This window comes from Pararhizobium sp. IMCC3301, assembly GCF_030758315.1.
GTDB lineage: Bacteria > Pseudomonadota > Alphaproteobacteria > Rhizobiales.
Genome location: NZ_CP132336.1, coordinates 2,212,460 through 2,238,764, shown reverse-complemented (window position 1 = coordinate 2,238,764; position 26,305 = coordinate 2,212,460). Strand labels below are relative to the sequence as shown.

The window sequence follows — 26,305 nt, the reverse complement described above, 5'->3', positions numbered from 1 at the left end:
CGAGCAACAGTGCTGGCAGTTACTTCGCCATCAGGTTTTCAGGAATATCGATGCCGACTTCCTTGTAGTAACGCGCTGCGCCGGGATGCAGTGGCAGCGGCAGGCCGGCGATTGCCTTTTCCAGAGCCATGGCTTTGGTGGCCGGGTGGATTGCATTCAGAAAGGCCAGGTTCTCATATATCGTCTTGGTGATGAGATAGACGGATTCTTCATCGACATCCGCAGAGGTCGCCAGAAAGTTCGGCTGGGCGATGGTGTTGACATCGTAATCCTGCCCGGGATAGGTGCCGGCCGGAATGAGGTAAGGTGTCCACAGATCCTTGCCGCCATCCGCAGCCTTTGCCTGCTCCTCAGTGAATGACAACATCTTCACCTTGTCCGCGACAGTGGCAAATAGTTGGGTAATTGCGCCGGTGGGGACGCCGGCCGGGGTGCCTAGGCCAGCCGCCTTGCCATCCTGAACCGCATTTGCCGAAGGCCCATAGCCGCCTTCGACCAGTTCGTAATCGGTTTCAATATCAACACCCAGGCCGCTGAGCAGCGCAGCGTTTGAACCAACGGTGCCAGAATTCCGGCTGCCGAGCGCCATCGGTTTTCCCTTGAGGGCAACCAGGTCACTCATTGTGCCGGTTTCTGCCAGATCGGCGGCGATGACGAATTGCTCGACATTCTGCCAGAGCATCGACACTGAACGCAGCTTTTCCTGTGGACCATCAGCAGACACGGGTCCGGTGCCGGTGGCAGCGTAATAGCCGTAAAGGCCCTGAAGAATGGCGAATTGTGCTTCGTTCTCACGTAGAAGGCGGACATTTTCTCCCGACCCGGCCGAGTTGATGGCGGCCATGCCGATTTTGAATTTCGGTTGCAGTTTGACCTTTGTCAGGGTCGCAATGGCAACACCGACCGGATAATAAGTGCCACCTGTAGATGCCGTCGCCAGGATGTAATTGACGTCCTCTTGCGCATTGACTTCTGTCGTGAAAATGGACGCATGCGTCATCGCGGCAAAGGCAAGGCCTGTTGCCAGTGTGAAAAATTTCATGAGTTCCTCCCAGAACATAAAGATAGTCGGGAACCGTGTGGTCCTGCCACTATCCTAACAATCTTTCTGCCGGATTGGCCAACCTTATTAACGTATTGAAATTTATCATATATTTTAAGCTGCATAATTCGGCTGGTGTTTTGCAGCAGATTCTGGTCCGCATCATCGCTGAAATCCGGTTATACAGAATGGCTGAGCGAGCAATTGCAAGCATCGCGGTTGACCGCGTTTTTGGGGTATTCCTGACAGTTCAGGCGCGGCTTACTGTGAAGGAACTCTCTTCGGGGAGCCGAAAGCTGATTGTACAGGTCAGACCCGATGGCTTGAAACTCATGTCGACGCTGCCATCCAGTTCAGAAGGCAAAACCCGTTGCAGGAGGATCGAGCCAAAGCCCTGCCTGTCCGAGGCAATTACTTGCGGACCGCCAGTCTCAGTCCAGATGAGATCTACCCGGTCGCCCTTTTCAGAACCCTCTGCTGACCACTCCAGATCGACCCGGCCTTCAGGATGGCTGAGCGCGCCGTGTCTGATGGCGTTGGTCGCAAGTTCATTGAGCGCCAGTGTCAGGCTGACCGCATACCGTGCGGGCAACCAGACCTGCGGCCCACGGGTCGCGAACAGAGTGTTGTCAATGTCGCAATAGGGCGATAGCGAGACCTGCGCCACTTCGCTCAGGGACGCTCCGCCCCAGTCATGGTCTGTCAGGATTGTGTGGGCGGAAGCCAGAGCATTGATGCGACCTGTGAAGGCCTTGCGTCCCTCGGCAATGGAAGCGCCATCGGGAAATGACAATTTGGCAATTGACTGAATGACAGTAAGCGTATTGCGAACCCGGTGGTTAAGTTCACCAAGCACATCGCGCAGGCGTTCTTCCGTCTCCTTGGATTGACTTATATCGACGACATGTCCGATAAAGATCGGATTAGAGCCACTTCCATTTTCCAGATAGCGACCGCGCACGCTGATGAAGCGCTGTGTCCCTTTAGCGGTGATGATCTGGCACTCAAACGACCACGATATTTTCTGCGTCACTGCATGTTCAAACAAGTCTGCGACGCGCGTTCTGTCTCTTGGCACTACGTGGCTCAAAAACTGATCGAACGTCCAGTCCGGCAGCATTTCATCATAGCCGAATATTACATCGTGATACGCGTTCCGCCAAGCGTGTAGTGTAACCGTGTCCAGTTCCCACGCGCCGATTTCCGCCATTTCGAGCAGATTTTCAATATTATTGGATTTCGACTTTTGTGGAATAGTGTCAGACATTTGCAGCTGCTTTCAGCAATTTAGATCAGGGCGTTTTTTCGGTGGACGCAAGTTGTGTTAAAAAATCCCTGTTTTATGAACCTGAGAAAGCGGCACTGACATCCGCCAATGATCCAAATCTGCTGGATGGGTAGGAAATTCCTGTAGTTTAACGCGGCGGCGGCAAACCGGTTCCCACAGCCGCGTAAAAGAATTCGGCTTTGGACTCGCGATTTATGTCCTATTCTGATTTGCGGAGCTGATCGAAGCCTGTCTGAGGTGCGCAAAATCGACTGAAACGTTTTCGGGGTGTGGTGCAAATCCGGCCTGCAAAATCATAATAACCATACTAGAATACAAGTTACTTGACGGATCAGAAAAATAGTGTTTATTACGCGACCCACATCATTTTGAGCCAGATGCTGCTGATTTTGCTGTTGCTGATCCTGGTGCCTGGAATTGTGCTGTAGTTGCCACGGTTGCTGATGCCAAAATCCGTTCTGTAGTGGCGAAGAAAACCTTCTTCGCCTGCCCCTTAGCCAACCCCCAGGAGATATTATGACCCTTGAAGGCAAGACTGCAATTGTAACCGGTGGAGGCCGGGATATCGGCCGGGCCTGCGCCCTTCGTCTTGCGCAGGAAGGTGCCAGAGTGGCCATCAATTATCACGCCAGTGGCGATGGCGCCGCCTCTGCGGTTGAGGAAATCATCGCCAATGGCGGAGAGGCGTTTGCGCTGCAGGGCGATCTGACCAAGGACAGTGACCCAGCGCATCTCGTCGCGGAAACTCAGTCGCGTTTTGGACCGCAGATCAATGTCCTGATCCATGTGACCGGCGGCCTGGTGGCGCGCAAGACCATTGCTGAAATGGATGTCGACCACTGGAATCACATCATGAACCTCAACACCACGTCGCTGTTCCGCATGGTGAAAGCGGTCGAGCCGCACATGCCGGATGGAAGTTCGATCGTCTCTTTCGCTTCGCAAGCTGGCCGCGATGGCGGCGGTCCCGGGGCCGTTGCCTATGCCACATCAAAGGGGGCGGTGATGACCATGACACGCGGTCTTGCCAAGGAATTTGCCCCGCGCATTCGCGTCAACACAATCTGCCCCGGCATGATTGACACGGATTTCCACAATATTTTCACCAAGGACGAAGTGCGCGCCAAAGTTGCCGATGGGACGCCTTTGAAACGGGAAGGCCTGCCAGTGGATACGGCCAATCTCGCCGTTTTCCTGTCGTCCGATCAGGCTGCATTCATGACCGGAACAAGCGTCGATATCAATGGCGGGATCCTGTTTTCCTGATATAAATTTCATGGTTCAATCGGGTTTGCGCTGTCGGTCCCGGCGAAAGATGCGCAAACCCGTCAGTGGGCCGGACAGTCCCAGACGGGTTCACTCCAGACGGCCTCTTTCCAGGACGGGCTCGGTTCAGTCCTCGAAATATTCCGGGTGGCGCTGTCTGGCATTGGCAAGGGTCTGGTCGAGGCGGCAAATGTGCAGCCGCGTCAGACGGTCCATTTCGGCAATGTCCTTGCGCACCAGCGCCTGATAAATCTGCTGGTGGTCCTGATAGACCTCATTCATGCCGCGTTCGGAAGTCAGGCTGATCATGCAAAGCCGGTCGACATGCGCCTTGCTGTCGGCAATGGTCTCGAAAGCGAATTCGCAATCGGCTGTGGCGCAGATGAGATTGTGAAAATCATAGTCCAAGGCATGAAATTGCGCGGCCTCGCCGGCTAGCAGAGCCTTTTCCTGAGCGGCCAGATTACTCATAAAGCCAGATTCAAACGGGTTACCTTCCGTGTGACAGGCTTGCCGGATGACTTCCAGCTCGACCGCCAGGCGCAGGAAGCGTGCATTGAGGATTTCGCTGTCGGAAATTTTGCAGACAAGGGTCGCTTTCTGCGGCCGGATTTGCAGCAAATTCATTTTGCTTAGCCGGATAAATGCTTCACGTACCGGCTGGCGCGACACCTGAAACTGACTGGCAAATTCGACCTCGGATATTTTGGTGCCGGGTTCAAGGCGCAACGACACGATTTCAGCGCGCAATTGATCGAAAATATCGTCTGCCGCGGTGCGTCGCGCGAAATTACTTTGAATTGCCTGAATATTCATGCAAGGCCCTGTGCCATACTGCTGGTGATCCAATGGCCGGTCGCCATTAGCGAAACGCAAATGTGGCGGTTTGCGCACGTCAACAATATGGCTGAAAGGCGCCGGAAGCAAGGAATCACGGGCAAAAGCACTGATGGTGTTTGTTTTTTCTTGGTTTGGCAGGTTTAATTCTTAGATTCGATTTGAAATTCCAGATAGAACTCGCCCCGCCTGCGCTGATTGGTTAGCGGGAGGTGGGAATGGAGGCAGATGTGCCGGACGATTCCCGGAAAGATATACACAATTCAGACGTCCCCGTTCTCTGCCGTGCCTGTGAAGCACGGCATCGTGGGGTTTGTGGTGCGTTGACACCAGTGCAACTGTCAGGTCTGGCCAAACACACCAAAAAAACAAATCACGTGGCGGACAGTGAATTGCTCGCTTCGGGCGAAGATTCCTACCATTATTCGAATGTGATCAAGGGCGTGGTCAAACTGACAAAATTGATGGCCGATGGCCGCCAGCAGATTGTCGGGCTGCAATTTTCGCCGGATTTTCTCGGCCGGCCTTTCCGCAAGCAGAATGATTCCTATGCCGAGGCGGCGAATCAGGTTCACTTATGCTCGTTCCCGCGCACAGTTCTTGACGATATGGTAAAACAGTCGCCCGAGCTTGAGCACAGATTGCACCAGCAGGCCCTGAAGCAACTGGATGAAGCCAGGGATCTGATGCTGACGCTGGGCCGCAAGACCGCAAGCGAAAAAGTTGCCACCTTCCTGCATATGATCGCCATCCACAAAGACCCGGAACTCGATGACGAAAGCGGCCAGGTCGAGTTTGAATTGCCGCTGAAGCGTGCCGATATTGCCGATTTTCTCGGCCTGACAATCGAAACCGTCAGCCGCCAGATGACGAAGCTGAGAAAAGCCGGCGTGATTGATATCCGCAACAACCGGATAATCCTGGTGCCCGATCTTGAGGCGCTACACGATGCCTGCGAGGCGCAATAGATCGCATTCAGTCGGTCTGCAACGCGCCGGTAGCCTCAGACGGCCTGCGAATATTGCGCAGTACCGCGAGTGTAATAGGCGTCAAAACCTGATGCGACAATGCGGGCAAAGGCCCGCGCCGACAGGGGAATGGTCAGGGCATTGCCGGAAAAACTGCAAAGCCCGAACCGGTCCTGCGCGGCCAGTTGCGCGGCTTCGTCGCGATAGGGCAGTGCGGCTTCGCCAAACTTGCTTTCAAGGCTGGTAAAGCAGATGCTGAAATCGCACATCAGCCGTTCGATGATATGGCTGCGGATTTTGTCATCGAGGCTCAGCGCCGCACCCTTCAAAACTGGCAATTGGCCCTGTTCCACGCACCCCTGATACTGCCCGGTGGCAACTATGTTCTGCACATAACCGCCATCCGAGCGGCCAATCGACGAGGCACCAAAGCCGAGCATGGTGCGGCAGTTATCTGTGGTGTAACCCTGAAAATTGCGGTGCAGTGTGCCAGCAACAGCCGCTTTCGACAGGGCGTCGGCCGGCTTGGCAAAATGATCGATGCCAATGGCTCTGTATCCGGCATTTTGCAGAAACTTCGATGCCATCCGGGCCTGTTCGAAGCGCTCATATCTGCCTGGCAGATCTGCCTCCTGGATCATTTTCTGGTGCTTTTTGATCCAGGGAATGTGAGCATAGCCGAAAAGTGCCATGCGGTCGGGATCAAGATCGCGACACTTTTCAAGCGTATCGCGCAGCCGGGCAGAGGTCTGCAACGGCAAGCCGTAAAGCGCATCAATGTTGAGAGAGGTAATGCCGATCTTGCGCAGGCGTTGAACCACATCCCGGGTCTGTTCGAAACTCTGCGGACGGTTGATAGCCTGCTGGACCTGTGGATCAAAATCCTGCACGCCGATGCTGGCGCGGGTTACCCCGAGTGCAACCAGCCCGTCATAAAGTTCATCATTGGTGTCGGACGGGTCGATCTCAATGCTGATTTCCGTGTCCGGCGTGATTTGAAATGCACCGGCAAGGCTGGTGCGCAACGCCACCATGTCCTGCAGCTTCAGCAGACTTGGTGACCCACCGCCCAGATGCAGGCTCTTCAAATGCGGCCTGACTGCAAGCCGGGCGGCGTATAGCTCTATTTCACGGCGCAGATAGCCCAGATAGGTTTTCACCGGGGCGTATTTCAGCGTGTATTTGGTGTGGCATCCACAGAACCAGCACAGCCGGTCGCAAAATGGAATGTGGAGATAGACCGAGACCGGCTCGTGGGCAGGGAAGTCGTCCAGCAGGGCGTTCATCAGAACCGCTCCGGTGCCCTCGCGGAACTGCGGTGCGGTGGGATAGCTGGTATAACGCGGAACAGAGGCGGGATGGGCTGCAAGGACAGCCTTATGATCAATCATGCCGGTGTCCCCTTCTGCGTCAAAAGCGGCAAAAGATGTTCCTTTTCAAAAGCAATGTGCCTCCGCAATCCCTCAAAGAAACCGCGCAGCATATAAGACAATTTGTCTATATTGCTGACACCGACTGTTGCCAGCTCCTCCAGAGCATCGACAATCTCGTCCGCAAAACTCTCGTCCTCACAATGTTCAGCACGAAGTCTGGCCAGAACCGGTTCCAGCTCGGGCTGGTTGCCAGCTTCGTCAAGCAGCAGGGGAAACAGATAGTCCTCTTCAAAAATGTGGGCTTTGCGGATGATCTGGCGAATGCGCTGCGCCGTGAGAAGACAATTATTGCGGCTGAAATTATTTGGCAATGAATCGGCGATGTCTTCCAGCGCGGCGCATACACCAAGCTGGCTCTTGAAATACCTGTCCAGTGTCGAGCGAATCTGCTCCCGCGACAGCGGGTGAATGACCGCACTCCTTCTTTCCGGCATGCATCCAGCTCCACGGGTGAATTATCAGTGCGCAGAATGAAGGGTCTGGAAGAAACCGGCCTTGATCCAGATCAATGCGACACCCGGTACAGCCTTCTAGCAAGCTCGCATGTCAGGGATTGTGAACGATCGGTAATAATGCAATCTGAGAGCTGATTTCGTCAGAGGTATAAAATATGCGCAATGCAACACCCGCCATCTTCGTTGGTTTGGCAACTATTCTGGCCTTTATTGGCGCTGGATTGGGGCAGGATGAGCCCTTCAGAGCCCATATGTGGGTCCTGGTTCTCGTTCTGGGGCTGGCAACAATTGTGCTCATGCGGCGCGTGCAATTCGCGCCGGCAGGGCAGAGACTTGCAGGCCGGGAGGTCGGCCAGAACGCCTATATGGACGAGGTCATCCGTTATGGTGTGATCGCCACCTCTTTCTGGGGTCTGGTCGGATTTCTGGTTGGCGTTATTGCAGCCTCGCAGCTGGCCTGGCCGGTGCTGAATATCGAGCCCTGGTTCAATTTCGGCCGACTGCGCCCATTGCACACTTCCGCTGTGGTCTTTGCCTTTGGCGGCAATGCCCTGATCTGTTCCGCGTTCTATGTGGTGCAGCGCACCTCGCGCGCCCGTCTTTGGGGCGGCGATCTGGCATGGTTCGTGTTCTGGGGCTACCAGCTGTTCATCGTCATGGCGGCGACCGGCTATCTGCTCGGAATCACCCAATCGAAGGAGTATGCCGAACCGGAATGGTATGTTGATTTGTGGCTGACCATTGTCTGGGTTGCCTTTCTGGCGGTGTTTCTGGGAACTATCGTCAAACGCAAAGAGCCGCATATTTATGTAGCAAACTGGTTCTTTCTGTCCTTCATCGTCACCGTTGCCATGCTGCATGTGGTGAACGGGCTTTCCATGCCGGTCTCGTTGCTGGGGTCGAAGAGCTACTCGGTCTTTTCCGGTGTGCAGGATGCGCTGACACAGTGGTGGTACGGCCATAACGCTGTCGGCTTTTTCCTGACCGCCGGATTTCTCGGCATGATGTATTATTTCGTGCCCAAACAGGCCAACCGTCCGATCTATTCCTACCGGTTATCGATCATCCATTTCTGGGGCCTGATTTTTCTCTATATCTGGGCCGGCCCGCATCATCTGCACTACACCGCGCTGCCGGACTGGGCACAGACCCTTGGCATGGTGTTTTCGATCATGCTCTGGATGCCGTCCTGGGGTGGCATGATCAACGGCCTGATGACCCTGTCGGGCGCGTGGGACAAGGTGCGGACCGATCCGATTTTGCGGATGATGGTTATCTCGCTGGCATTTTACGGCATGTCGACCTTTGAAGGTCCTATGATGTCGATCAAGGCGGTGAACTCGCTGTCGCATTACACAGACTGGACCATCGGCCATGTCCATTCAGGTGCCCTTGGCTGGAATGGCATGATCACTTTCGGTGCTTTGTATTACCTGGCGCCAAAATTGTGGGGCCGGACCCGGCTGTACTCGCTGCGCATGGTGAACTGGCATTTCTGGCTGGCGACTCTGGGTATTGTTGTCTATGCCGCTGTGATGTGGGTTTCCGGGATCACCCAGGGTCTGATGTGGCGCGAATATGATTCCCAGGGCTATCTGGTCTACTCCTTCGCGGAGACCGTGGCTGCGATGTATCCCTACTATGTGATGCGGGTTATCGGCGGGCTGCTGTATCTGTCCGGCGGGCTGATCATGGCCTACAATATTTACATGACCATCAAAGGCAAATTGCGGGACGAGGTTCCACTGGTTGATTCTTCGGCACCATCCCGTCCGCTGAGTGCTGCCGGCGCGGCCGAATAGGAGACTGATCAATGTCGTTTCTGAGTAAACATAAAATCCTGGAGAGAAACGCGTCGCTGTTGCTGGCCGGGTCTTTGCTAGTGGTGACTATCGGCGGGATCGTTGAGATCGCGCCGCTGTTCTATCTGGAAAACACCATCGAGAAAGTCGATGGCATGCGCCCCTATTCTCCGCTCGAACTGGCAGGGCGCAACATCTATGTGCGCGAAGGCTGTTATGTCTGTCACAGCCAGATGATCCGACCGTTCCGCGACGAAGTGGAACGCTACGGGCAATTCTCGCTGGCGGCAGAATCCATGTATGACCACCCGTTCCAGTGGGGTTCGAAACGTACCGGTCCCGACCTTGCACGGGTTGGCGGGCGCTATTCCAATGAGTGGCAGGTGCAGCATCTGATTGACCCGCAATCGGTCGTTCCAGAATCGGTCATGCCGTCCTACGCGTTTTTGCAGGAAACCCGGCTCAAGGTGGAAAATCCGCAGGCTCATCTGGTGGCAAACCGCCGTGTGGGTGTGCCTTATAGTGACGAGATGATTGAAAACGCAGAGTTTGATCTGCGCGATCAGGCCGATCCGGATGCCGATTTTGACGGATTGCTGGAACGCTATCCGAAAGCGGTGGTCGCTGATTTTGACGGCAATCCAGAGCAATTGAGCGAGATGGATGCCCTGGTGGCCTATCTGCAGATGCTGGGCACGTTGGTGGACTTCTCGTCCTACGAGCCTGAACAGAATCTGCGCTAGGAGAACAGCGATGGAATCGACCTATCAATCTATGCGCACCTTCGCCGACAGCTGGGGCCTGCTCTACATGTTTGTGATTTTCATCATCGCAATCGTGTGGACCTTCAGGCCCGGCTCCAAGAAACACAGTGACGATGCGGCCCGCATCCCGTTCCAAGAGGATTAGAATCATGGCCGAACACAATGAAATTGACGAGGTCACAGGTGTCGAGACCACTGGCCATGACTGGGATGGCATCAAGGAACTGAACAATCCGCTGCCGCGGTGGTGGCTGTGGACGTTTTACGCCACGATCGTGTTTTCCATCGGCTACACGATTGCCTATCCGGCCTGGCCTGGCATTTCAGGAGCCACCAAGGGTGTGCTGGGCTGGTCCAGCCGGGCTGATGTGAGCGCGGATATTGCCAGGGTCGAGGCCTCGCGCGCAGTGCTTGGTGACAAGGTGCAGAGCATGGATCTGGCGGATATCCAGGCCGATCCTGAATTGCTGCAATTTGCCATCGCCGGCGGTGCTTCGGCATTCAAGGTGAATTGCTCGCAATGCCATGGCGCAGGTGCTGCCGGTGGCGGCGGCTATCCAAATCTGCTGGATGATGACTGGATCTGGGGCGGTGAGCTGGAGCAGATTTATCTCACGCTGCAGCACGGCATCCGTTCCGAGACGCATGAGGAGACGCGGCTGTCCGACATGCCGGCCTTCGGATCGGATGATCTTCTCGAGCGCAGCGACATTGTGGATGTTGCCTGGTATGTGCGCCAGCTGTCCGGTCAGGACAGCGACACGGAAGCGGCGCTGCGCGGCGAAAGTGTCTATGCGGATAACTGCGCTGCCTGTCACGGCGATGACGGCAAGGGCAACCGCGACCTGGGCGCGCCGGATCTGAGTGACGCGATCTGGCTTTACGGAGGCGAGCAAAAGCAGATCGTGGCACAGATATCGGAGCCGCAACAGGGGGTCATGCCCGGCTGGGCCGACCGGTTGAACGAAACCACAACCAAGCAGCTGGCGATCTTTGTTCACAGTCTGGGCGGCGGCGAATAGGCGTAGATATGGATTGAACAGCGGTCATAATTCCGTTGCAAATCTGCGGGATTACATCGCTTTTCAGGACAGGCTGGCAGCGGCTCGAGTGCTGGCTGCCCGCCTGCCGGTTGATATGGATCAAGGTTGCCCGGTCTGTTCCGCAGCATGGTTGAAAATTGAATCCACAGGCCGGAAACCACATGAACAAAGTCGATTTTTTGAAAGATCCGCCCGAACTTTATGCGGCGCGCAAGAAGATTTTCCCGAAGCGCGCTTCGGGAGATTTTCGGCGTTTGAAATGGATCATCATGGCCGTCACTCTGACGATCTACTATGTCACGCCCTGGCTGCGCTGGGACCGGGGCGGCTATGCGCCCGATCAGGCGGTTCTGGTGGATGTGGCTAACCGGCGCTTCTATTTCTTTTTTATCGAGATCTGGCCGCAAGAATTTTATTTTGTCGCCGGCATGCTGGTGATGGCCGGAGTCGGGCTGTTTCTGGTGACGTCGGTGGTTGGCCGGGCGTGGTGTGGCTATACGTGTCCGCAAACCGTGTGGACGGATCTGTTTCTGGTCGTGGATCGGTTCATCGAAGGTGACCGCAACGCCAGAATGAAGCTTGATGCTGCACCCTTCACGCTGGGCAAAATCCGAAAACGCGTCGTCAAGCACACCATCTGGCTTGCCATTGCCGTTGCCACCGGAGGAGCCTGGATTTTCTATTTCGCCGATGCGCCCACCCTGCTGGTGGAGCTTGTCACCGGAAAGGCCGCCTTCATCGCCTATGCCACTATCGCTGTACTGACTGCGACAACGTATGTTTTTGGCGGTCTGATGCGCGAACAGGTGTGCAATTACATGTGCCCGTGGCCACGCATTCAGGCGGCCATGGTGGATGAAGATTCTCTTGTTGTCACCTATAATGACTGGCGTGGTGAACCGCGCACCCACGGACGCAAAAAGGCGGCTGCCGCCGGCGAGCCGATGGGTGATTGTGTGGATTGCGATGCCTGTGTTGCAGTGTGTCCGGTGGGAATTGACATTCGCGACGGGCAGCAAATGGAGTGCATAACCTGCGCTCTGTGCATTGATGCCTGTGATGATATTATGGGCAGGCTGGGACGCGAAAAAGGGTTGATTTCCTATTCCACGCTGAGTGACTACAACACCAATATGGCGCTTGCGACGGAGCCTTCCACCAACACCATAAATCCTGACCGGATTCGCGATGGCGAGGGCTTTGTCGCTGGTATAAGACGGTTTGACTGGCGGATCTTTCTGCGGCCCCGCACGCTTTTGTATTTTTTCCTCTGGGCGATGATCGGGGTTGGATTGTTGACGGCTCTGACCCTGCGTGACCGGCTGGGTGTTAATGTCCAGCACGACCGGAACCCAATATTCGTGCAACTCAGCGACGGCGCAATCCGCAACGCCTATACGGTGAAAATCCTGAATATGCTGCAGGAGCCGAGGGTGATATATCTCTCGCTGGAGAATCTTCCCGGCGCAACCATGACAATCGCCGGGCTGGACCAGCCCGAAGGTGTATCATTTGCAATTCCTATTGAACCTGACAAATTGCGTGCCCTGCGCGTTTTTGTCAGACAGCCCGCCGATTTGGTTGAGGGCGGATCAACCGGTTTCCAGCTGATCGCCGAGGATAGGCAGTCCAATGAAAAAGACGTTTATGACGCCGTCTTTGCAGCGCCGGAGGCCAGATGATGTCCCTGCTTAAACGCATTTTTACGCCGGAAGAATTTACCGGTTGGCATATGGCGGGAGTGATGGGTCTGTTTTTCGGCACCATCATTTCGGTCAATTTGTTTCTGGCCTTTTCTGCCAGTTCCAGCTGGACCGGGCTGGTAGTGGCGAATACCTATGTCGAAAGTCAGAAATTCAACTCCAGAGCTGCCGAGTTCCAGCACCAGGCAGAGCTGGGCTGGCGGGCAGCGCCAGAATATGCGGACGGCGTATTTTCGGTCGCTCTGACGGATGCATCGGGCCGTGCCATCGAGCCGGTTGAAGTTGAAGTCAAGCTGGGGCGGCCGGTGCATGAAGGCGATGACAGGCGCTTGCAGCTGCGGCAGGCAGGCGGCGGGCGGTTCGAAATTGAAACCCTGCTGGGTGCCGGTATCTGGGAGGCAGACCTTAGTGTGTCCGATGCCGGTGCGGTGAGATGGAGCCGGATTTTCCGTTTTGAGGTGAAGGGCTGAGCCAATGGGCTGTTGTGGCAGTGAAGCACTGGCAGAATCTGAGCCGGTTGCGGACGGGCAGGGTGAATCGGCGATGTTGCAGGCAGCGCTGATCGAGGCCGGCCAGAGGCAGCCCGACGGCACCTTCAAATTTATTTTCTCTGTTCCTGCTATGCATTGCGGCGGCTGTATTTCAGCCGTCGAAAGGGCAGTATTGTCCGTGCCGGGTGTTAAAAGCGCGCGGGCAAACCTGACTTTGAAACGTTTGACCGTGCTGGTCGAACAGGCGGCTGATATCATTGCTGCCGAAAGCACTCTGGACCGCAGTGGCTTTTCCGCATCCCCGATTGACCAGGTCGAAGTCTCTGAACAGGAGGATGAACGGACGTCTTCCGCCTTGCTCAGAGCGCTTGCGGTGGCGGGGTTTGCGGCCGGCAATATCATGCTGCTGTCGGTCTCGGTGTGGTCGGGTGCGGATGGGCCGACGCGTGATCTGTTTCACCTGATTTCCGCCGTGATCGCGATTCCAGTGGTGGGTTATTCCGGACAGGTGTTTTTTCGCTCCGCGCTGACGGCGCTGCGCGGCGGGCGGTTGAACATGGATGTGCCGATTTCGCTGGCCGTGCTGCTGGCTCTTGGCATGAGCCTCTATGAGACGTTTACAGGTGGCACAGATGCCTATTTCGATGCGGCCGTGACTTTGCTGTTTTTCCTGCTGATCGGGCGCTATCTGGATCAGCGGATGCGGGACAAAGCACGCAAATCGGTAGTCAGTCTGAGCCGGATGTCGGCAAAGGGCGGCTCCCGCATCATGCCGGATGGTGGGCTTGTCTACACGCCGGTAGAAGACATCATGCCGCAGATGCGGTTGCGTATCTTTCCAGGCGATCGGATTCCGGTAGATGGTACAATTCTGCGCGGCGGCAGTGATCTGGATCGTTCGCTGGTCACAGGCGAAAGCGCTCTGGTGCCGGTCAGTACCGGCGATGGTGTCGAGGCAGGCACGCTGAACGTGACCGGGTCCATTGATCTGGTGGTGACGAAGCAGGCCGATCAGTCGTTTTTGTCAGAAGTCATGAAAATGCTGGAGGCTGCTGAGAACGGACGCGGTGCCTTTGTCCGGATTGCCGACCGCATGGCGCGGATTTATGCGCCCGCTGTGCATCTGCTGGCGCTGGCGGCTTTCATCGGCTGGATGGTGGCGAGCGGCGGTGACTGGCACAGATCATTGACCGTTGCGATTGCGGTGCTGATCGTGACCTGTCCCTGTGCCCTTGGCCTTGCTGTGCCGGTGGTCCATGTTGTCGGTGCCACGCGGCTGTTTCAAAACGGTATTTTGATGCGCGATGGATCGGCACTGGAACGGCTGGCGGAGATAGACCGGGTGGTCTTTGACAAGACCGGAACGCTGACCATGGGTGACGCAAGCATTGCAGCGGTTAGCGGGCTTTCGACAGCGGACCGTGCGCGGGCGAAAACCCTTGCCGCGGCGTCATCGCATCCGGCTTCAAAAGCCATTGCCGGGTTACTATCGGCAGAACTGATGCTGGAGTGCCAGTCCGTTGCCGAAATACCGGGTTTTGGTGTCGAAGCGCGGATCGAAGGTGAATTGATGCGTCTGGGCCGTCCGGGCTGGGTGGCCGAGATTGCCGCGCCGAAGGATGCGCCCGCGGGCGATGCGCCGGGTAGTCAGACACCCGACGGGAGTATCGCCTTTGCGGTTGCGGGCGCACCGGCTGCCGGGTTTGCTCTTGTGGAAACTGTGCGAACGGATGCGGAGCAGACGATTTCCGCCTTGAAGCGGCAGGGGGTTCCAAGTGAAATACTGTCCGGTGATGGTCCCGGACCTGTTGCCCGTATCGGCCAGCTACTGGGAATCGATGCGCTTCGATCAGGCGAAACACCGCAGTCGAAATTTACCCATATCACTACCCTGCAACAGGACGGACACAAGGTTCTGATGGTCGGGGACGGGATCAATGATGCGCCCAGCCTGGCTGCCGGGCATGCCTCCATGGCTCCGGCCAGTGCTTCGGATATTGGCCGCCAGGCGGCGGATTTTGTCTTCACACGGGACAGTCTGAAAGCTGTTCCCTTTGCTATCGGCATCGCGCGGCGGGGCTCGCGCCTGGTGCGGCAGAATTTTGGGCTGGCCATCCTCTACAATTGCATTGCCGTGCCGCTGGCAGTGGCAGGTTTTGTCACGCCGCTGGTGGCGGCGATTGCCATGTCAGCCTCGTCGATCGTGGTTGTGGCCAACAGTTTGCGACTGCTGCGCGAAAAGGACACTGGTGCGATGTTTTCCGGAGCAGTAGGAAGCTTGTCCCGGACCAGGTTGAAACGGGCGCGGGCATGAACCTGCTGATCTTTCTCATTCCCGTTGCGCTCGGCCTAGGCCTGCTTGGCCTTTGTGCCTTTTTGTGGAGCCTGAAAAGCGGTCAGTATGAAGACCCGGACGGCGCAGCGGAACGAATTCTCAACGATGATGACCGGCCGCTTTAGCCGCGAACGGCTGTACGCAGTGCGACCTTACGCAGTGCGACCTAGTGTCTCGTGCCGGACAATTGATGCATCATATGTAAGCGCTTGTTAAAATTTCACTCTTACATTCGGGGGCAAGAAACTCGGGCACGAAACTCGGGCAGCAAAAGCGGAATGTGATGATGAAAACCGGTTACAGGAAACAGCCGATTGAAAGTGTAAATCTTGCTGAACTGCTTGGCACGCTGTCTTTTGCGCTTGATATGACAGAGGGCCAGCCGGAGGGCCACTGTATCCGGTGCTGCTGGATCGGGTCGAATATCGGATTGCAGCTTGGCCTGAATGAAGCCGAATTACGCGATCTTTATTATGCATTGTTGTTGAAAGATCTTGGCTGCAGCAGCAATGCCGCACGGGTCTGCAACCTCTATCTGACAGATGATATTGCGTTCAAACGCGACTTCAAAACCGTCGATGGCAGTATGAGCGCGGCTTTGCGTTTTGTGTTTTCCAAAACCGGACTTGAGTCCGGCCTGAGCGAACGCATTCGTGCCCTGGTGAATGTCATACAAAATGGCGGTGAACTGGAACGGGAGCTGATCGAGACACGCTGCGAACGCGGTGCCGATATTGCCCGGCGGATGCGGTTTTCCGAGGCCGTACAGGATGCTATTCGCTGCCTTGACGAGCGATGGGACGGTAAGGGCTTGCCAAACGGTCTGACAGGCGATGCAGTTCCGGTGATCGCCAACATTGCGCTGATGGCGCAGGTGATCGACGTCTTTGCCACTGAACAGGGACAACAGGCGGCTGTCACAGAGGTGAAATCACGGCGCGGAAAATGGTTCAGCCCGGCATTGGTCGATGCTTTCCTCGCGGCGCAGACGGACCCCTCGTTCTGGGATGTTCTGCGCGGTTGCGATCTGGAAACCCGCGTATTCACCATGATGCCGGCTCTGCAGGCTCAGCCGGTTGATGAGGATTATCTCGACGAGATTGCCGAGGCGTTTTCCGATGTGGTGGACGCGAAAAGCTCATTTACTGCCGATCACAGCAACCGGGTTACGCTTTATTCGGACATCATTGCCGAGGAAATGGGACTGTCAGCCGATCACCGCCGCTGGCTGCGCCGGGCCGCATTGCTGCATGACCTGGGAAAACTGGCGGTGAGCAATCAGATTCTGGACAAGCCGGGCACGTTGAGCGATGCCGAATGGACTGCAATCCGAAGCCATCCCCGGCTCAGCGAGAAAATTCTGGAGCGCGTCTCCGTGTTCAGGGATATCGCGCCGATTGCCGGTGCCCATCATGAAAGGCTGGACGGCAAAGGTTATCCGAACGGGCTCATGGCGGAGCAATTGTGCCTTGAAGTGCGTATTCTGACAGTCGCTGATGTGTTTGATGCGCTGTCGGCGGAACGGCCCTACCGCGCCGCCATGCCGATTGCCAAGGCATTTGATATTCTCGACAAGGGTGTTGGCGCCGCGTTTGATGGAGATTGCGTGGCTGCTCTGAAAACCGGCTTCCAGCGTTTGAGCGCCTTTAAGGCCGCCTGAGGCTTGTCGAGTTGCGGGCCAGCTGTGCGCAAAGCAAAGCGCTGCCGGAGCGCGCGCAACCTTAAATAATCAGGCCTGCCGAAGCATATCCCCTTGCTTGAAAATTTCCCGAATCCGGCCAAAGAACCGGAAAGTATTTGACGGATACCGGTTTTATAAACTAACAATTGGAAGCGTTTACAAAGCTTTTGAAAACGTTTCCAATTGATGGAGATGATTTCAGATAGCAAAAAGCCTTGGGGAGGGCCGTCGTGCAGGAAGGCGTCTTAAGTGTTGACTCACTGTCAAAACGCTATGGCGCGACCGTGGCTTTGAGCGATGTTTCCCTGTCTATCGGAACCGGCGAAGTGCATGCCATTCTCGGCGAGAACGGGGCCGGCAAATCCACCCTTGTGAAGATCCTGTCCGGTGTTGTCCGGCCAAATTCCGGTCGCCTGCATCTGGCCGGGCATGTTTATGCTCCCAGTTCAATCGTTGATGCGCGGCGCAGCGGCGTATCAACGGCGTTTCAGGAATTGAGCCTGATTCCGAATCTGACGGTCGGGGAAAATCTTTTGCTGCCGAATGCATCCCGGAGCCGGTTCTGGCCGGAGGCAAAATCCGGCATTTTGAAGCGCGCGGCCAAGATGCTGTCCCAATGGCAGGTCAGCGACATCGTGCCGGATGCCACAGTGGCGGATCTTTCGCTGGCGGAACGTCAGCGTATCGAAATTGCACGGGCTTTGTCTCATGCGACGAAATTGCTGATACTGGATGAGCCGACCGCTGCCTTGCCCGATCCGGCCTGGCTGTTTGACCAGATCAGGCGGCTCACCGCAAACGGCGTGTCGGTCATGTATATTTCCCACCGGCTCGGTGAAGTGCGTGAAATCTGCCAACGCGCCACAGTTCTGCGCAATGGCGCAACAATTGACACGGTCGATCTGAAAGGTGTCAGCGATGACGCGATCTTCGCCATGATGGTTGGCCAGAAGCCGGATCGTGTATTCGGTCAGGTCCGACACCAGCGGGACGATGCGCCTGTGGTTCTGGAAACCAAAGAGCTGGTTGCCGGCAAGGCAAAATCGGTCAATTTATCGCTGCGAACCGGCGAGATTGTCGGTCTGGCTGCCCTGGAAGGCCAGGGCCAGCAGGATTTATTCCGCGCATTGGGCGGCGTTATCAGACATTCTGCCGGGCAGATTCTGGTTGACGGCAAGCCTGTCAGCTTTACCTCTCCCAGACAGGCGCTGGCTGCCGACCGGGGGATTGCCTTCGTTCCCGAGGAGCGCAAATCGGAAGGGATTTTCCCGCAGCTTTCCGCCGCTTCCAATATCGCGCTAGCGAAGCTGGAAAAGGCCGCCAGATTCGGGCTGGTGCTGTCAGCTCTGGAACAGCAAGCCGCAACAGATGCGGCCAGAAAAGTGTCCCTGTCAGAGCGCTACATGTCGTTTGCCGTGGGCAGCCTGTCCGGCGGAAATCAGCAGAAGGTCCTTCTGGCGCGCGCCCTGATGACGGGGTCCAAAACCCTGGTGCTGTTCGATCCGGCGCGCGGCGTCGATGTGGGCACCAAACAGGCCATCTATGCCATGATGCGGGATTTCGTCGCCACCGGTGGAGCCATCCTGTTTTACTCATCTGAATTATCTGAACTGGTTAATCTGAGTTCGCGTTGTCTGGTGATGTATGACGGCCGTATTGTTGCAAATGTGCCGCATTCGGAGATTTCCGAAGAAACCCTGTTGGCAGCCGCCCATGGCCGTGTCGACGCCGCGAAACTGGTGGCCTGAATGTTCCGCCGCTCCCTCCCAAGCGCCGGACAGCCCGCTTTCAATATGCGGGCAATTGCCGACAGCGCCTTCCTGATCATCGTGATCTATCTGCTGATGGCGCTGGTATACGGTTATGTTCAGCCATCTGCAGTGTCGCAATATTCAATCGAGTCGCTGTTCAACAATTCGCTGCCGCTGATGCTTGCCGCAGCCGGTGCGACATTCGTCATTCTGCAGGGCGGTTTTGATCTGTCGGTGGCCGGCGTCATTTCATTGACCAATGTAACCGTGGCCGTGGTCGGGTTGGACGGCGCGTCCGGGGCGGCGCTGAGCCTGGCGATGGTGGTGGCAATCGGGCTGGGTGTTGGTGCGATCAACGGTTTTTTTGTCGCCTATCTGCGTATTCAGTCCATCGCGGCAACGCTTGCCACGATGATTATCTGCCAGGGCGCAGCGCTTTTGATCCTGAAGGCGCCTGGTGGCTTTGTATCCGATTTCATGGCCTATGAACTGACCTCATCGCTGTTCAGTCTGGTCCCGGTTGCGGTGCTGATATCGGTGGTGCTGATTGTGTTCTGGTCGATTTTTCGCACAACCAATACCGGCCGCGCCCTGTTCGCGGTGGGAGAGGATGAACATGCTGCTGCCCTTTCGGGGATTAATGTAGCGCGGACCCGGTTCACGGCGTTTTGCTGGGCCGGCGTGTTTTACGGCATGGCGGGATATATGCTGGCAGCGCAGACCTCGACCGGAAATCCGAATGCGGGTGGGCCGTTTCTGCTGCTCAGCTTTGCCGCAGTTGCACTGGGCGGGACATCATTTGCCGGCGGCAAGGGCGGCATGACCGCCTCGCTGTTTGGCGCCGCCACCTTGATGCTGATGCAAAAAATGCTGTTCGCGATCGGCGTATCGTCGTTCTACACCGGTGTCATTCAAGGATCGATCATGCTTCTGGCGGTGCTGTTTATGGCTGTTGTTCAGCGTGCGACGCAGCCAAAAGGCACCGCGATATGAGCAACCCGCAGGACGCACTCCATACGCCTCTGGACGAGCAGGAAGACCGCCGCACCACCGGCAGTATCAGTGGCCAGGCTGTCACAGTGATTGCGATTTTCGCTCTGACCCTGGCGATGATCTTCGCCTCGCGTCTGGTCAGCCCGTCCTTCGGCGGCTGGTCGCAAATTGAAACCGTGCTCTATCTTGGTTCGTTTCTGGTGTTCTGTGCCTTTGGCCAGGGACTGGTGATCCTGGTGCGTGGTCTGGATCTGTCAATTGCTTCGGTGATTACACTTGGTGGTGTGTTGACGACGACATTGATGAATGGCAGCGATAGCGGGCTTTTCTATCTGATTCCGGCGGTTCTGCTCCTGTGTGCCCTTGTCGGCGTGATCAGTGGTATCGGTGTCGCGGTTTTTCACATTCCACCCTTTATTGTGACCATGGCTGTGGGGCTGATCGTCTACAGTCTGGCGTTGGGTTATACTCAGGGAACGCCGCGCGGTTATCCGGCACCGGCGCTGTCAGCTTTCATGCAGGCGAAGTATCTGGGCATTCCCGCTTCGGTCTATCTGCTGCTGGGATTCGTTATCGCCGGAACAGTATTGCAATCCTATTCCAGCCTCGGGCGCAGATTGAACGCTGTCGGCAATAATCCTCTGGCGGCCTATATTGCCGGTTTGCCCAGCAAATCGCTGATCATCTCGGCTTATGCGATTTCCGCGCTGTGTGCAGGTTTCACCGGGATGATGCTGGCGGGCTATTCCAACGGCGCAACGTTGCGCATGGGCGATGCCTATCTGCTGCCCTCAATTGCCGCCGTTGTTGTTGGCGGGTCTTCCATTCTGGGCGGAAAAGGCTCGTTTCTAGGCACGGTAGGAGGAGCACTGCTGTTGACAACGCTGGCGATGATCCTCAGCGCGCTGGGGATTCAGCAAGGCTGGAAAACAATTATCGAAGGCGGGGTCATCCTGCTGGCGCTTGTAGCCTTGCGGGAACAGTCGATGACCGCAATGCAGATGTGGTTCGGGCGTAAAAAGTAATTCCGCTGTCAGGGTTTTGAAGAGATCTTCGCCAGGCATTGGAAACGTTTCCAAAGTGATCCTCACAGAATTGGATCGCGATTGGGCAAGGGGTGGGCAGAGCGCGCATCCCGCACCGGGTGACTTTTGTTGCCAGGACTATCAGACGTAACGGGCGACAACCCGAGTTTTAACAGTGGAGGTAAAGACATGACATTTCTCAAAACGACCAAGGTGGTAGCTCTCGGAGCTCTCATCGCCGCAACCACACAATTTGCACTGCCCGATGCGGCGCAGGCCAAAACCAAGGATGGCAAACATCTGATTTATCTCTCGCTCAGCTATTCGGGCAATTCCTGGCAGAGTGAGGCCGCCAATATCGTGAAGGCGCTGGCTGCAACGCCGCCCTACAATGAAACTGTGGAACTGGTTGAGGTGATTTCCGGAACGGACCCTCAGGCGCAGATTTCCGACTATCAAAGCATGATCGCCAATGGCGCTGACGGTATTGTCAGCTTCCCGATTTCATCGACCGCACTGAACCGTGCAGTGAAACGCGGTTGTGAGCAGGGTGTCCTGATTTTCATGTATGATGCCACGGTCACCGAACCATGTGCATACAATGTCAGCTATATCACCTCCGGTTTCGGCGAAAACTCTGCCCAGGCCCTGGTCAATGAACTCGGCGGTAAAGGCAAGATTTTCCTGTCTCGCGGCGTGCCGGGCAATTCGGTGGATGATCGCCATACCAATGGCGCCATGCATATCTTCAATCAGTATCCCGACATTGAAGTTGCTGCGGAATATTTCAGCTTCTGGGATGACCGGACCACACAGCAGGAAACCGCCAAAGCACTTGCCGCACATCCCGATGTCGATGGCATCTGGGCTCAGGCCGGTGAATATGGTGCCCTGCAGGCTCTGCTGCAGCTCAACCCCAACCGGCTGGTGCCGATGACCGGTGAGAACTCGAACGGGTTCCGTCAGGCGCTTGCAAATCCGGATTATCAGAAGATCGGTCTTGCCGGTGTTTCGGCAGGCTCTCCGCCGGCACAATCCGGCCTTGCCTTCAAAATCATGATGGAGATTCTGACCGGCGTGCGCGAGCCGCTTGCAGAAGGCTCCCGCAACATTGAGTATCCGCTGCCATGGGTACCGGCCGATGCGGTGGTTGTCTGCGAAGGCGACCGGCTCGAAAATGGCTGCAATGTCTTCCCTGAAGACAAGGTGCCAACCTCGTTTGTGACGGAAGTCTTCAATCCGGAATTGTTGCCGGAACTGTCACTGGTGTCTGCGCTTGACGGTAAGCCGACAGAAGGTGCCACAATCCAGGCATTGCCGGAAGGCGCGGTTGCAATGGCTCCCAACGAGCCAGGGATCAACTGTCGTTCGTGTGACGCGCCGGCTGGTCTGTATGCCCTGACCAAAGTCGAGGCGACCGTTCAACCATAAGTCTGATGCCCGCCGCGGCAACCGAACATGCGGCGGCGGGCACAGTCTTTCAAAAATGATTATCCGGTAAAGGAAAACCATATGGCAATTGAGTATCTGAAACGGGGCAAACCCGACGCTGAACGATCACAAGATGATGCCAAGGTGCGCAGTGTGGTCGAGGCGGCGCTGAGCGATATCGAGCAACGCGGCGATGTGGCGGTGCGGGAGATGAGCGAGCAGTTTGATTCCTATTCGCCTGCCTCCTTCAAGCTGAGCCCGTCGGAGATCGAAGCGCTGATGGCGCGGGTCAGTGCACGCGATATGGAAGATCTCAAATTTGCCCAGGCCCAGGTACGCAATTTTGCCCAGGCGCAGCGCGATTCAATGCTTGATATCGAGATCGAAACCCTGCCGGGCGTCATTCTGGGACACAAGAACATCCCGGTGCAGTCGGTGGGCTGCTATGTGCCGGGCGGCAAGTTTCCGATGGTTGCCTCTGCGCATATGTCGGTGGCGACGGCATCGGTTGCCGGTGTGCCGCGGATCATTGCCGCCACGCCGCCTTTCAAGGGCGAGCCTAACCCGGCGGTGATTGCGGCGATGCATCTGGGCGGGGCCCATGAGATTTATGTGATGGGCGGTATTCAGGCGGTCGGGGCGATGGCCATCGGCACGCAAACCATTGAGCCGGTGCACATGCTGGTCGGGCCGGGCAATGCCTTTGTCGCTGAAGCCAAGCGGCAGCTTTACGGCCGTGTCGGAATTGATCTGTTTGCCGGTCCCACGGAAACCATGGTGATTGCCGATGAGACGGTGGATGCGGAAATCTGCGCTACCGATCTGCTGGGGCAGGCCGAGCACGGCTATAATTCCCCGGCAATTCTGGTGACCAATTCACGCAAGCTGGCGGACGAGACACTGGCGGAAATCGAGCGGCTGCTGCAGATCCTGCCAACCGCCGATACCGCCTCTGTCAGCTGGCAGGATTATGGCGAGGTGATTGTCTGCGACAGCTATGAGGAAATGCTGGATGTGGCCAATGATATTGCCTCTGAACATGTTCAGGTGATGACGGATCGCGATGACTGGTTCCTCGATAATATGCAGTCCTATGGCGCGCTGTTTCTGGGGGTGCGCACCAATGTTGCCAATGGCGACAAGGTGATCGGCACCAATCACACCCTGCCGACCAAAAAGGCGGGGCGCTATACCGGCGGTCTTTGGGTCGGCAAGTTTCTGAAAACCCATTCCTATCAGAAGATCACCACCGATGAGGCTGCCGCCAGCATTGGCTCGTATTGCTCGCGGCTCTGCCTGCTGGAAGGCTTTGTCGGCCATGCCGAACAGGCCAATGTCAGGGTCAGGCGCTATGGCCGCCAGAATGTAGGCTATGGAGAGGCGGCAAAACCCATTAAATAGGCTTGGGGTGCGGATGATGAATTGGTCTGCGCCCTGAATATTGCCGATTTTGAGGTCCCGATATGAACGAACCCGTTATGACTCTGACTGCCAAGCCGCAGACAAACAGTCCCCGAGTGACTGTCAAGGATATCGCCCGCGAAATGGGCGTCTCCATTGCCACCGTGTCCCGCGCTTTCAGCAATGATTCAACAATTGCTGACAAGACCAGAGAGAAAGTGCTGCAGCAGGCGGCGCATATGGGCTATTCACCCAATTTGTTCGCGCGCGGCCTGATCACCCAGCGCAGCCGTATCGCCGCGCTGCTGACCTCAAACATCACAAACCCGTTTTATCCCGAAGTGGTGATGAAGCTGACACGGCGTCTGCACGAATTCGGCCTGCACACCATGCTGTTCACCTCGGATGCGGAAACCGACATTGATGACGGATTGAAAGTTCTGCAGCAATACAATCCGGATATCGTCATTGTACTGGCCGCGACGATGTCATCGGAGACAGTAAAAACATGCGTCGACGGCCGCACCCCGGTGATTCTGTTCAACCGCTATGTGACCGGCAGCCACGCCAGTGCGGTGTGCTGCGATAACGTCAATGGCGGGCATATGGTGGCAATGCGCCTTGCAGCGGCCAACCACCGCCGGCTGGCCTATATTTCCGGCTATGATGATGCCAGCACCAATGTTGACCGCATGCGCGGCTTTCAGCAAGGCTGCCGGGACGCCGGGCTGGACGCACCCCGGATTATCACCGGTGGCGATTTCTCCTATGAGACCGGCTATCGCGGAATGAAGCAATTATTCGAAGGCCCTGACACTCCGGACGCGGTGTTCTGCGCCAATGATCTGCTGGCAATCGGTGCCATGGATGCAGCTCATCGCGAGCTTGGCCTGACTGTGCCGCAAGACGTTTCGGTAATCGGCTTTGATGATATTGCGATGGCAAACTGGCCGTCGCACAATCTGACGACCGTACGTCAGCCCGTCAACGCCATGATCGAACTTCTGATTGCGGAAATCGAGCGGCTTCTGCCCGGCGTCGATACCACTCCGAACGAGCAATTCGTTCCCGGCCGGCTGATCATACGCGGTTCCGCCCGTTTAGAGGAGCACTCTGAGGGATGACCGCAAGCGCCCAAAAACCGGGACCCCTGCATGATGCCCATTGCGATATCTGGGCGGTTCCGCAGATGTCTTCGCCTGACGTGCTGATTGCCGTCGGTTATGACGATGAAGCGGTGGTCAGCTATCTGGCCGAGATCAGCCCGATCTACGCCGCCCTGTGCCGCATTGTGGCGCAGTTCGGCGGAATTTTGCTGTTGGCCATGAATGCAAAACAGCCGGCGCTGTCGCTGGATCACCAGATGTGGACAACGGCTTGCGATCAACTGGCTGAAGCCAGCGAGCGGCTGCAGGCGATAAAACCGCCAGCCGAGGCCAATCAGCACTTCAAGGCGATGGGTCATCTTGCTGCTCAATTGCAGCAACTGGCAATGGATACCGACACCTTGTCGGTGACCAGGGATGCGGCGCAACGGCGCCAGGATGTCATGATAATTCTGCAGCGCTTGCAGGCCATTCAGCAATTGCTGGTCGGCACTGCGGTGCCGAACGCCAACATCACACCGGTGGATTTCAGCCATGCCTGCTGCACATGCGGCGCATCGGCAAGAAGCCAACGGCCCACACACAACCAGGGAGAAACCTAATGGCCGATTATTCGATTCATGTTCTGGAGTATTGTTATGTCCCGGAATATCACAAGAGCGGCGTTCTGTATGGCGCCCATAATGAAGGCTATGTAAAACTGCCATATTGCTACGTCCTGCTGCGCAGCAAGGACCATGTAGCGCTGGTAGATGTGGGCTATAATGACAAGGATTTCGGCAAGCATCTGGGCGATAAATTCGGCGTTGAAAACTGGCGCTCGCCAAAGGTGGTGCTTGCGGAATGCGGCCTGACACCGGAAGATGTCGATACGGTATTTATCACCCATGCGCATTTCGACCATTTCGGGAATGTCGAAGATTTCCCCAATGCGACCTTCTACATTCAGCGCGACGAGATTGAAAAATGGGTCTGGGCGATGTCCTTGCCCGAGCGCATGCGCTGGATGATGATTGCTGTTGATCCAGGCGATATTCTTCGTGGCGTCGGGCTGGCAGCGGCCGGTCGGCTGACTGTGGTTGACGGTTCGGTGGAAAATGTACTGCCCGGCGTTGACCTGCATGTCGCCCGCGACAGCCATACTTTCGGATCAATGTGGGTGACGGTGCGCAATGACGGGCTGGCCGCATCGGAAGATGTCTGGGTTCTGGCCGGCGATCTTGTGTATCAGTTCGACAATCTGGCCGGTGACGGATCGGTGGTCGGCGTTGATACGATGTATACGCCGGTCGGGCTGGCGCTGGGCAGCCAGATGAATTTGATCCTCGCGACCGAAGAAATGATGAAGCAGACCAGTTATGACGACAAGCGCGTGATCCCGATTCACGAAGAGCGGCTGGCGGAGCGCTTTCCCTCACGCATCACCGATGAAAAGCTGCGCATCAGCGAAATCTGCCTGGCAGATGATGCAAAATCGATTGTGAGTTGAA

General features: G+C 56.4%; 24 protein-coding genes. 19 read left to right on the top strand and 5 right to left on the bottom strand.

Translation table 11 applies throughout. The features are described 5' to 3' along the window. Positions 1–19: 19 nt before the first annotated feature. Positions 20–1,042, bottom strand: coding sequence for a TAXI family TRAP transporter solute-binding subunit (locus tag RAL88_RS10825; RefSeq protein ID WP_306269466.1), 1,023 nt, complete (start codon positions 1,040–1,042; stop codon positions 20–22). Between the two features lie 250 nt (positions 1,043–1,292). Beyond that, complete coding sequence (locus RAL88_RS10820) at positions 1,293–2,309, bottom strand: sensor histidine kinase (RefSeq protein WP_306269465.1); 1,017 nt, start codon at positions 2,307–2,309, stop codon at positions 1,293–1,295. Positions 2,310–2,843: 534 nt separating this feature from the next. On the opposite strand from RAL88_RS10820, the gene RAL88_RS10815 reads away from it, so the two are divergent. Continuing rightward, positions 2,844–3,596, top strand: coding sequence for an SDR family NAD(P)-dependent oxidoreductase (locus tag RAL88_RS10815; protein WP_371932176.1), 753 nt, complete (start codon positions 2,844–2,846; stop codon positions 3,594–3,596). A gap of 126 nt (positions 3,597–3,722) precedes the next feature. On the opposite strand, the gene RAL88_RS10810 is transcribed toward RAL88_RS10815, so the two are convergent. Next, the gene (locus tag RAL88_RS10810) at positions 3,723–4,412 is read right to left on the bottom strand and encodes a GntR family transcriptional regulator (RefSeq protein ID WP_306269462.1); all 690 of its coding nucleotides are present in this window, start codon (positions 4,410–4,412) and stop codon (positions 3,723–3,725) included. 239 nt (positions 4,413–4,651) lie between these two features. On the opposite strand from RAL88_RS10810, the gene RAL88_RS10805 reads away from it, so the two are divergent. Then, entirely contained in the window at positions 4,652–5,401 is a 750-nt protein-coding gene (locus RAL88_RS10805; protein ID WP_306269461.1) for a Crp/Fnr family transcriptional regulator, read from the top strand. Positions 5,402–5,436: 35 nt separating this feature from the next. On the opposite strand, the gene hemN is transcribed toward RAL88_RS10805, so the two are convergent. Together hemN and RAL88_RS10795 are read right to left on the bottom strand one after the other, a co-directional pair. Further along, a complete protein-coding gene (gene hemN / locus RAL88_RS10800) occupies positions 5,437–6,792 on the bottom strand; it encodes an oxygen-independent coproporphyrinogen III oxidase (RefSeq protein WP_306269459.1) in 1,356 nt (451 codons plus the stop codon). Next, positions 6,789–7,268 (bottom strand): hemerythrin domain-containing protein, encoded by a 480-nt coding sequence (locus RAL88_RS10795; RefSeq protein ID WP_306269457.1) that lies wholly within the window; start codon positions 7,266–7,268, stop codon positions 6,789–6,791. The genes hemN and RAL88_RS10795 overlap by 4 nt, the downstream gene beginning before the upstream one ends. A 176-nt stretch (positions 7,269–7,444) precedes the next feature. On the opposite strand from RAL88_RS10795, the gene ccoN reads away from it, so the two are divergent. From ccoN to RAL88_RS10710, 17 genes are all read left to right on the top strand, one after another. Further along, the gene (gene ccoN / locus RAL88_RS10790; RefSeq protein WP_306269456.1) at positions 7,445–9,091 is read left to right on the top strand and encodes a cytochrome-c oxidase, cbb3-type subunit I; all 1,647 of its coding nucleotides are present in this window, start codon (positions 7,445–7,447) and stop codon (positions 9,089–9,091) included. An 11-nt stretch (positions 9,092–9,102) separates the two neighbouring features. Beyond that, complete coding sequence (gene ccoO, locus RAL88_RS10785) at positions 9,103–9,834, top strand: cytochrome-c oxidase, cbb3-type subunit II (RefSeq protein ID WP_306269455.1); 732 nt, start codon at positions 9,103–9,105, stop codon at positions 9,832–9,834. A 10-nt stretch (positions 9,835–9,844) separates the two neighbouring features. Next, positions 9,845–10,000, top strand: a complete 156-nt coding sequence (locus RAL88_RS10780) for a cbb3-type cytochrome c oxidase subunit 3 (protein WP_306269453.1) — start codon at positions 9,845–9,847, stop codon at positions 9,998–10,000. A 4-nt stretch (positions 10,001–10,004) separates the two neighbouring features. Continuing rightward, on the top strand, positions 10,005–10,877 hold the full coding sequence (gene ccoP, locus RAL88_RS10775; RefSeq protein ID WP_306269451.1) for a cytochrome-c oxidase, cbb3-type subunit III: 873 nt from the start codon (positions 10,005–10,007) through the stop codon (positions 10,875–10,877). Between the two features lie 182 nt (positions 10,878–11,059). Next, the gene (gene ccoG, locus RAL88_RS10770) at positions 11,060–12,580 is read left to right on the top strand and encodes a cytochrome c oxidase accessory protein CcoG (RefSeq protein ID WP_306269449.1); all 1,521 of its coding nucleotides are present in this window, start codon (positions 11,060–11,062) and stop codon (positions 12,578–12,580) included. Then, the gene (locus RAL88_RS10765; RefSeq protein WP_306269447.1) at positions 12,580–13,071 is read left to right on the top strand and encodes a FixH family protein; all 492 of its coding nucleotides are present in this window, start codon (positions 12,580–12,582) and stop codon (positions 13,069–13,071) included. The genes ccoG and RAL88_RS10765 overlap by 1 nt, the downstream gene beginning before the upstream one ends. 4 nt (positions 13,072–13,075) lie before the next feature. Continuing rightward, a complete protein-coding gene (locus RAL88_RS10760; protein ID WP_306269446.1) occupies positions 13,076–15,406 on the top strand; it encodes a heavy metal translocating P-type ATPase in 2,331 nt (776 codons plus the stop codon). After that, positions 15,403–15,552: a cbb3-type cytochrome oxidase assembly protein CcoS gene (gene ccoS, locus RAL88_RS10755; protein ID WP_306269445.1), complete on the top strand. Its 150-nt coding sequence runs from the start codon at positions 15,403–15,405 to the stop codon at positions 15,550–15,552. Before RAL88_RS10760 ends, ccoS begins: the two co-directional genes overlap by 4 nt. Before the next feature lie 161 nt (positions 15,553–15,713). Next, complete coding sequence (locus RAL88_RS10750) at positions 15,714–17,087, top strand: HD-GYP domain-containing protein (protein ID WP_306269444.1); 1,374 nt, start codon at positions 15,714–15,716, stop codon at positions 17,085–17,087. A 251-nt stretch (positions 17,088–17,338) separates the two neighbouring features. Next, positions 17,339–18,856: a sugar ABC transporter ATP-binding protein gene (locus RAL88_RS10745; RefSeq protein WP_306269442.1), complete on the top strand. Its 1,518-nt coding sequence runs from the start codon at positions 17,339–17,341 to the stop codon at positions 18,854–18,856. Continuing rightward, the gene (locus RAL88_RS10740) at positions 18,857–19,852 is read left to right on the top strand and encodes an ABC transporter permease (protein WP_306269440.1); all 996 of its coding nucleotides are present in this window, start codon (positions 18,857–18,859) and stop codon (positions 19,850–19,852) included. Further along, the gene (locus RAL88_RS10735; RefSeq protein WP_306269438.1) at positions 19,849–20,877 is read left to right on the top strand and encodes an ABC transporter permease; all 1,029 of its coding nucleotides are present in this window, start codon (positions 19,849–19,851) and stop codon (positions 20,875–20,877) included. The genes RAL88_RS10740 and RAL88_RS10735 overlap by 4 nt, the downstream gene beginning before the upstream one ends. Positions 20,878–21,066: 189 nt before the next feature. Further along, positions 21,067–22,308 carry a sugar ABC transporter substrate-binding protein gene (locus RAL88_RS10730; protein ID WP_306269436.1) on the top strand — a complete coding sequence of 414 codons (1,242 nt, stop codon included), beginning with the start codon at positions 21,067–21,069 and terminating at the stop codon, positions 22,306–22,308. Between the two features lie 81 nt (positions 22,309–22,389). Continuing rightward, positions 22,390–23,709, top strand: a complete 1,320-nt coding sequence (gene hisD / locus RAL88_RS10725; protein ID WP_306269434.1) for a histidinol dehydrogenase — start codon at positions 22,390–22,392, stop codon at positions 23,707–23,709. Between the two features lie 62 nt (positions 23,710–23,771). Beyond that, on the top strand, positions 23,772–24,833 hold the full coding sequence (locus tag RAL88_RS10720) for a LacI family DNA-binding transcriptional regulator (RefSeq protein ID WP_306269433.1): 1,062 nt from the start codon (positions 23,772–23,774) through the stop codon (positions 24,831–24,833). Further along, the gene (locus tag RAL88_RS10715; RefSeq protein ID WP_306269431.1) at positions 24,830–25,417 is read left to right on the top strand and encodes a hypothetical protein; all 588 of its coding nucleotides are present in this window, start codon (positions 24,830–24,832) and stop codon (positions 25,415–25,417) included. Before RAL88_RS10720 ends, RAL88_RS10715 begins: the two co-directional genes overlap by 4 nt. Next, positions 25,417–26,304 (top strand): N-acyl homoserine lactonase family protein, encoded by an 888-nt coding sequence (locus RAL88_RS10710; protein ID WP_306269430.1) that lies wholly within the window; start codon positions 25,417–25,419, stop codon positions 26,302–26,304. Before RAL88_RS10715 ends, RAL88_RS10710 begins: the two co-directional genes overlap by 1 nt. Position 26,305: the final 1 nt, after the last annotated feature.

Bases quoted from the DNA above. Each gene is read 5' to 3' on its own strand.
- ccoN (WP_306269456.1), top strand. From the start codon at position 7,445: ATGCGCAATGCAACACCCGCCATCTTCGTTGGTTTGGCAACTATTCTG.
- RAL88_RS10795 (WP_306269457.1), bottom strand. From the start codon at position 7,268: ATGCCGGAAAGAAGGAGTGCGGTCATTCACCCGCTGTCGCGGGAGCAG.
- RAL88_RS10750 (WP_306269444.1), top strand. From the start codon at position 15,714: ATGAAAACCGGTTACAGGAAACAGCCGATTGAAAGTGTAAATCTTGCT.
- ccoO (WP_306269455.1), top strand. From the start codon at position 9,103: ATGTCGTTTCTGAGTAAACATAAAATCCTGGAGAGAAACGCGTCGCTG.
- ccoP (WP_306269451.1), top strand. From the start codon at position 10,005: ATGGCCGAACACAATGAAATTGACGAGGTCACAGGTGTCGAGACCACT.
- RAL88_RS10710 (WP_306269430.1), top strand. From the start codon at position 25,417: ATGGCCGATTATTCGATTCATGTTCTGGAGTATTGTTATGTCCCGGAA.
- RAL88_RS10735 (WP_306269438.1), top strand. From the start codon at position 19,849: ATGAGCAACCCGCAGGACGCACTCCATACGCCTCTGGACGAGCAGGAA.
- RAL88_RS10715 (WP_306269431.1), top strand. From the start codon at position 24,830: ATGACCGCAAGCGCCCAAAAACCGGGACCCCTGCATGATGCCCATTGC.
- RAL88_RS10765 (WP_306269447.1), top strand. From the start codon at position 12,580: ATGTCCCTGCTTAAACGCATTTTTACGCCGGAAGAATTTACCGGTTGG.
- RAL88_RS10740 (WP_306269440.1), top strand. From the start codon at position 18,857: ATGTTCCGCCGCTCCCTCCCAAGCGCCGGACAGCCCGCTTTCAATATG.
- RAL88_RS10720 (WP_306269433.1), top strand. From the start codon at position 23,772: ATGAACGAACCCGTTATGACTCTGACTGCCAAGCCGCAGACAAACAGT.
- RAL88_RS10810 (WP_306269462.1), bottom strand. From the start codon at position 4,412: ATGAATATTCAGGCAATTCAAAGTAATTTCGCGCGACGCACCGCGGCA.
- hisD (WP_306269434.1), top strand. From the start codon at position 22,390: ATGGCAATTGAGTATCTGAAACGGGGCAAACCCGACGCTGAACGATCA.
- hemN (WP_306269459.1), bottom strand. From the start codon at position 6,792: ATGATTGATCATAAGGCTGTCCTTGCAGCCCATCCCGCCTCTGTTCCG.
- RAL88_RS10820 (WP_306269465.1), bottom strand. From the start codon at position 2,309: ATGTCTGACACTATTCCACAAAAGTCGAAATCCAATAATATTGAAAAT.
- RAL88_RS10780 (WP_306269453.1), top strand. From the start codon at position 9,845: ATGGAATCGACCTATCAATCTATGCGCACCTTCGCCGACAGCTGGGGC.
- RAL88_RS10760 (WP_306269446.1), top strand. From the start codon at position 13,076: ATGGGCTGTTGTGGCAGTGAAGCACTGGCAGAATCTGAGCCGGTTGCG.
- RAL88_RS10805 (WP_306269461.1), top strand. From the start codon at position 4,652: ATGGAGGCAGATGTGCCGGACGATTCCCGGAAAGATATACACAATTCA.
- ccoS (WP_306269445.1), top strand. From the start codon at position 15,403: ATGAACCTGCTGATCTTTCTCATTCCCGTTGCGCTCGGCCTAGGCCTG.
- RAL88_RS10730 (WP_306269436.1), top strand. From the start codon at position 21,067: ATGACATTTCTCAAAACGACCAAGGTGGTAGCTCTCGGAGCTCTCATC.
- ccoG (WP_306269449.1), top strand. From the start codon at position 11,060: ATGAACAAAGTCGATTTTTTGAAAGATCCGCCCGAACTTTATGCGGCG.
- RAL88_RS10825 (WP_306269466.1), bottom strand. From the start codon at position 1,042: ATGAAATTTTTCACACTGGCAACAGGCCTTGCCTTTGCCGCGATGACG.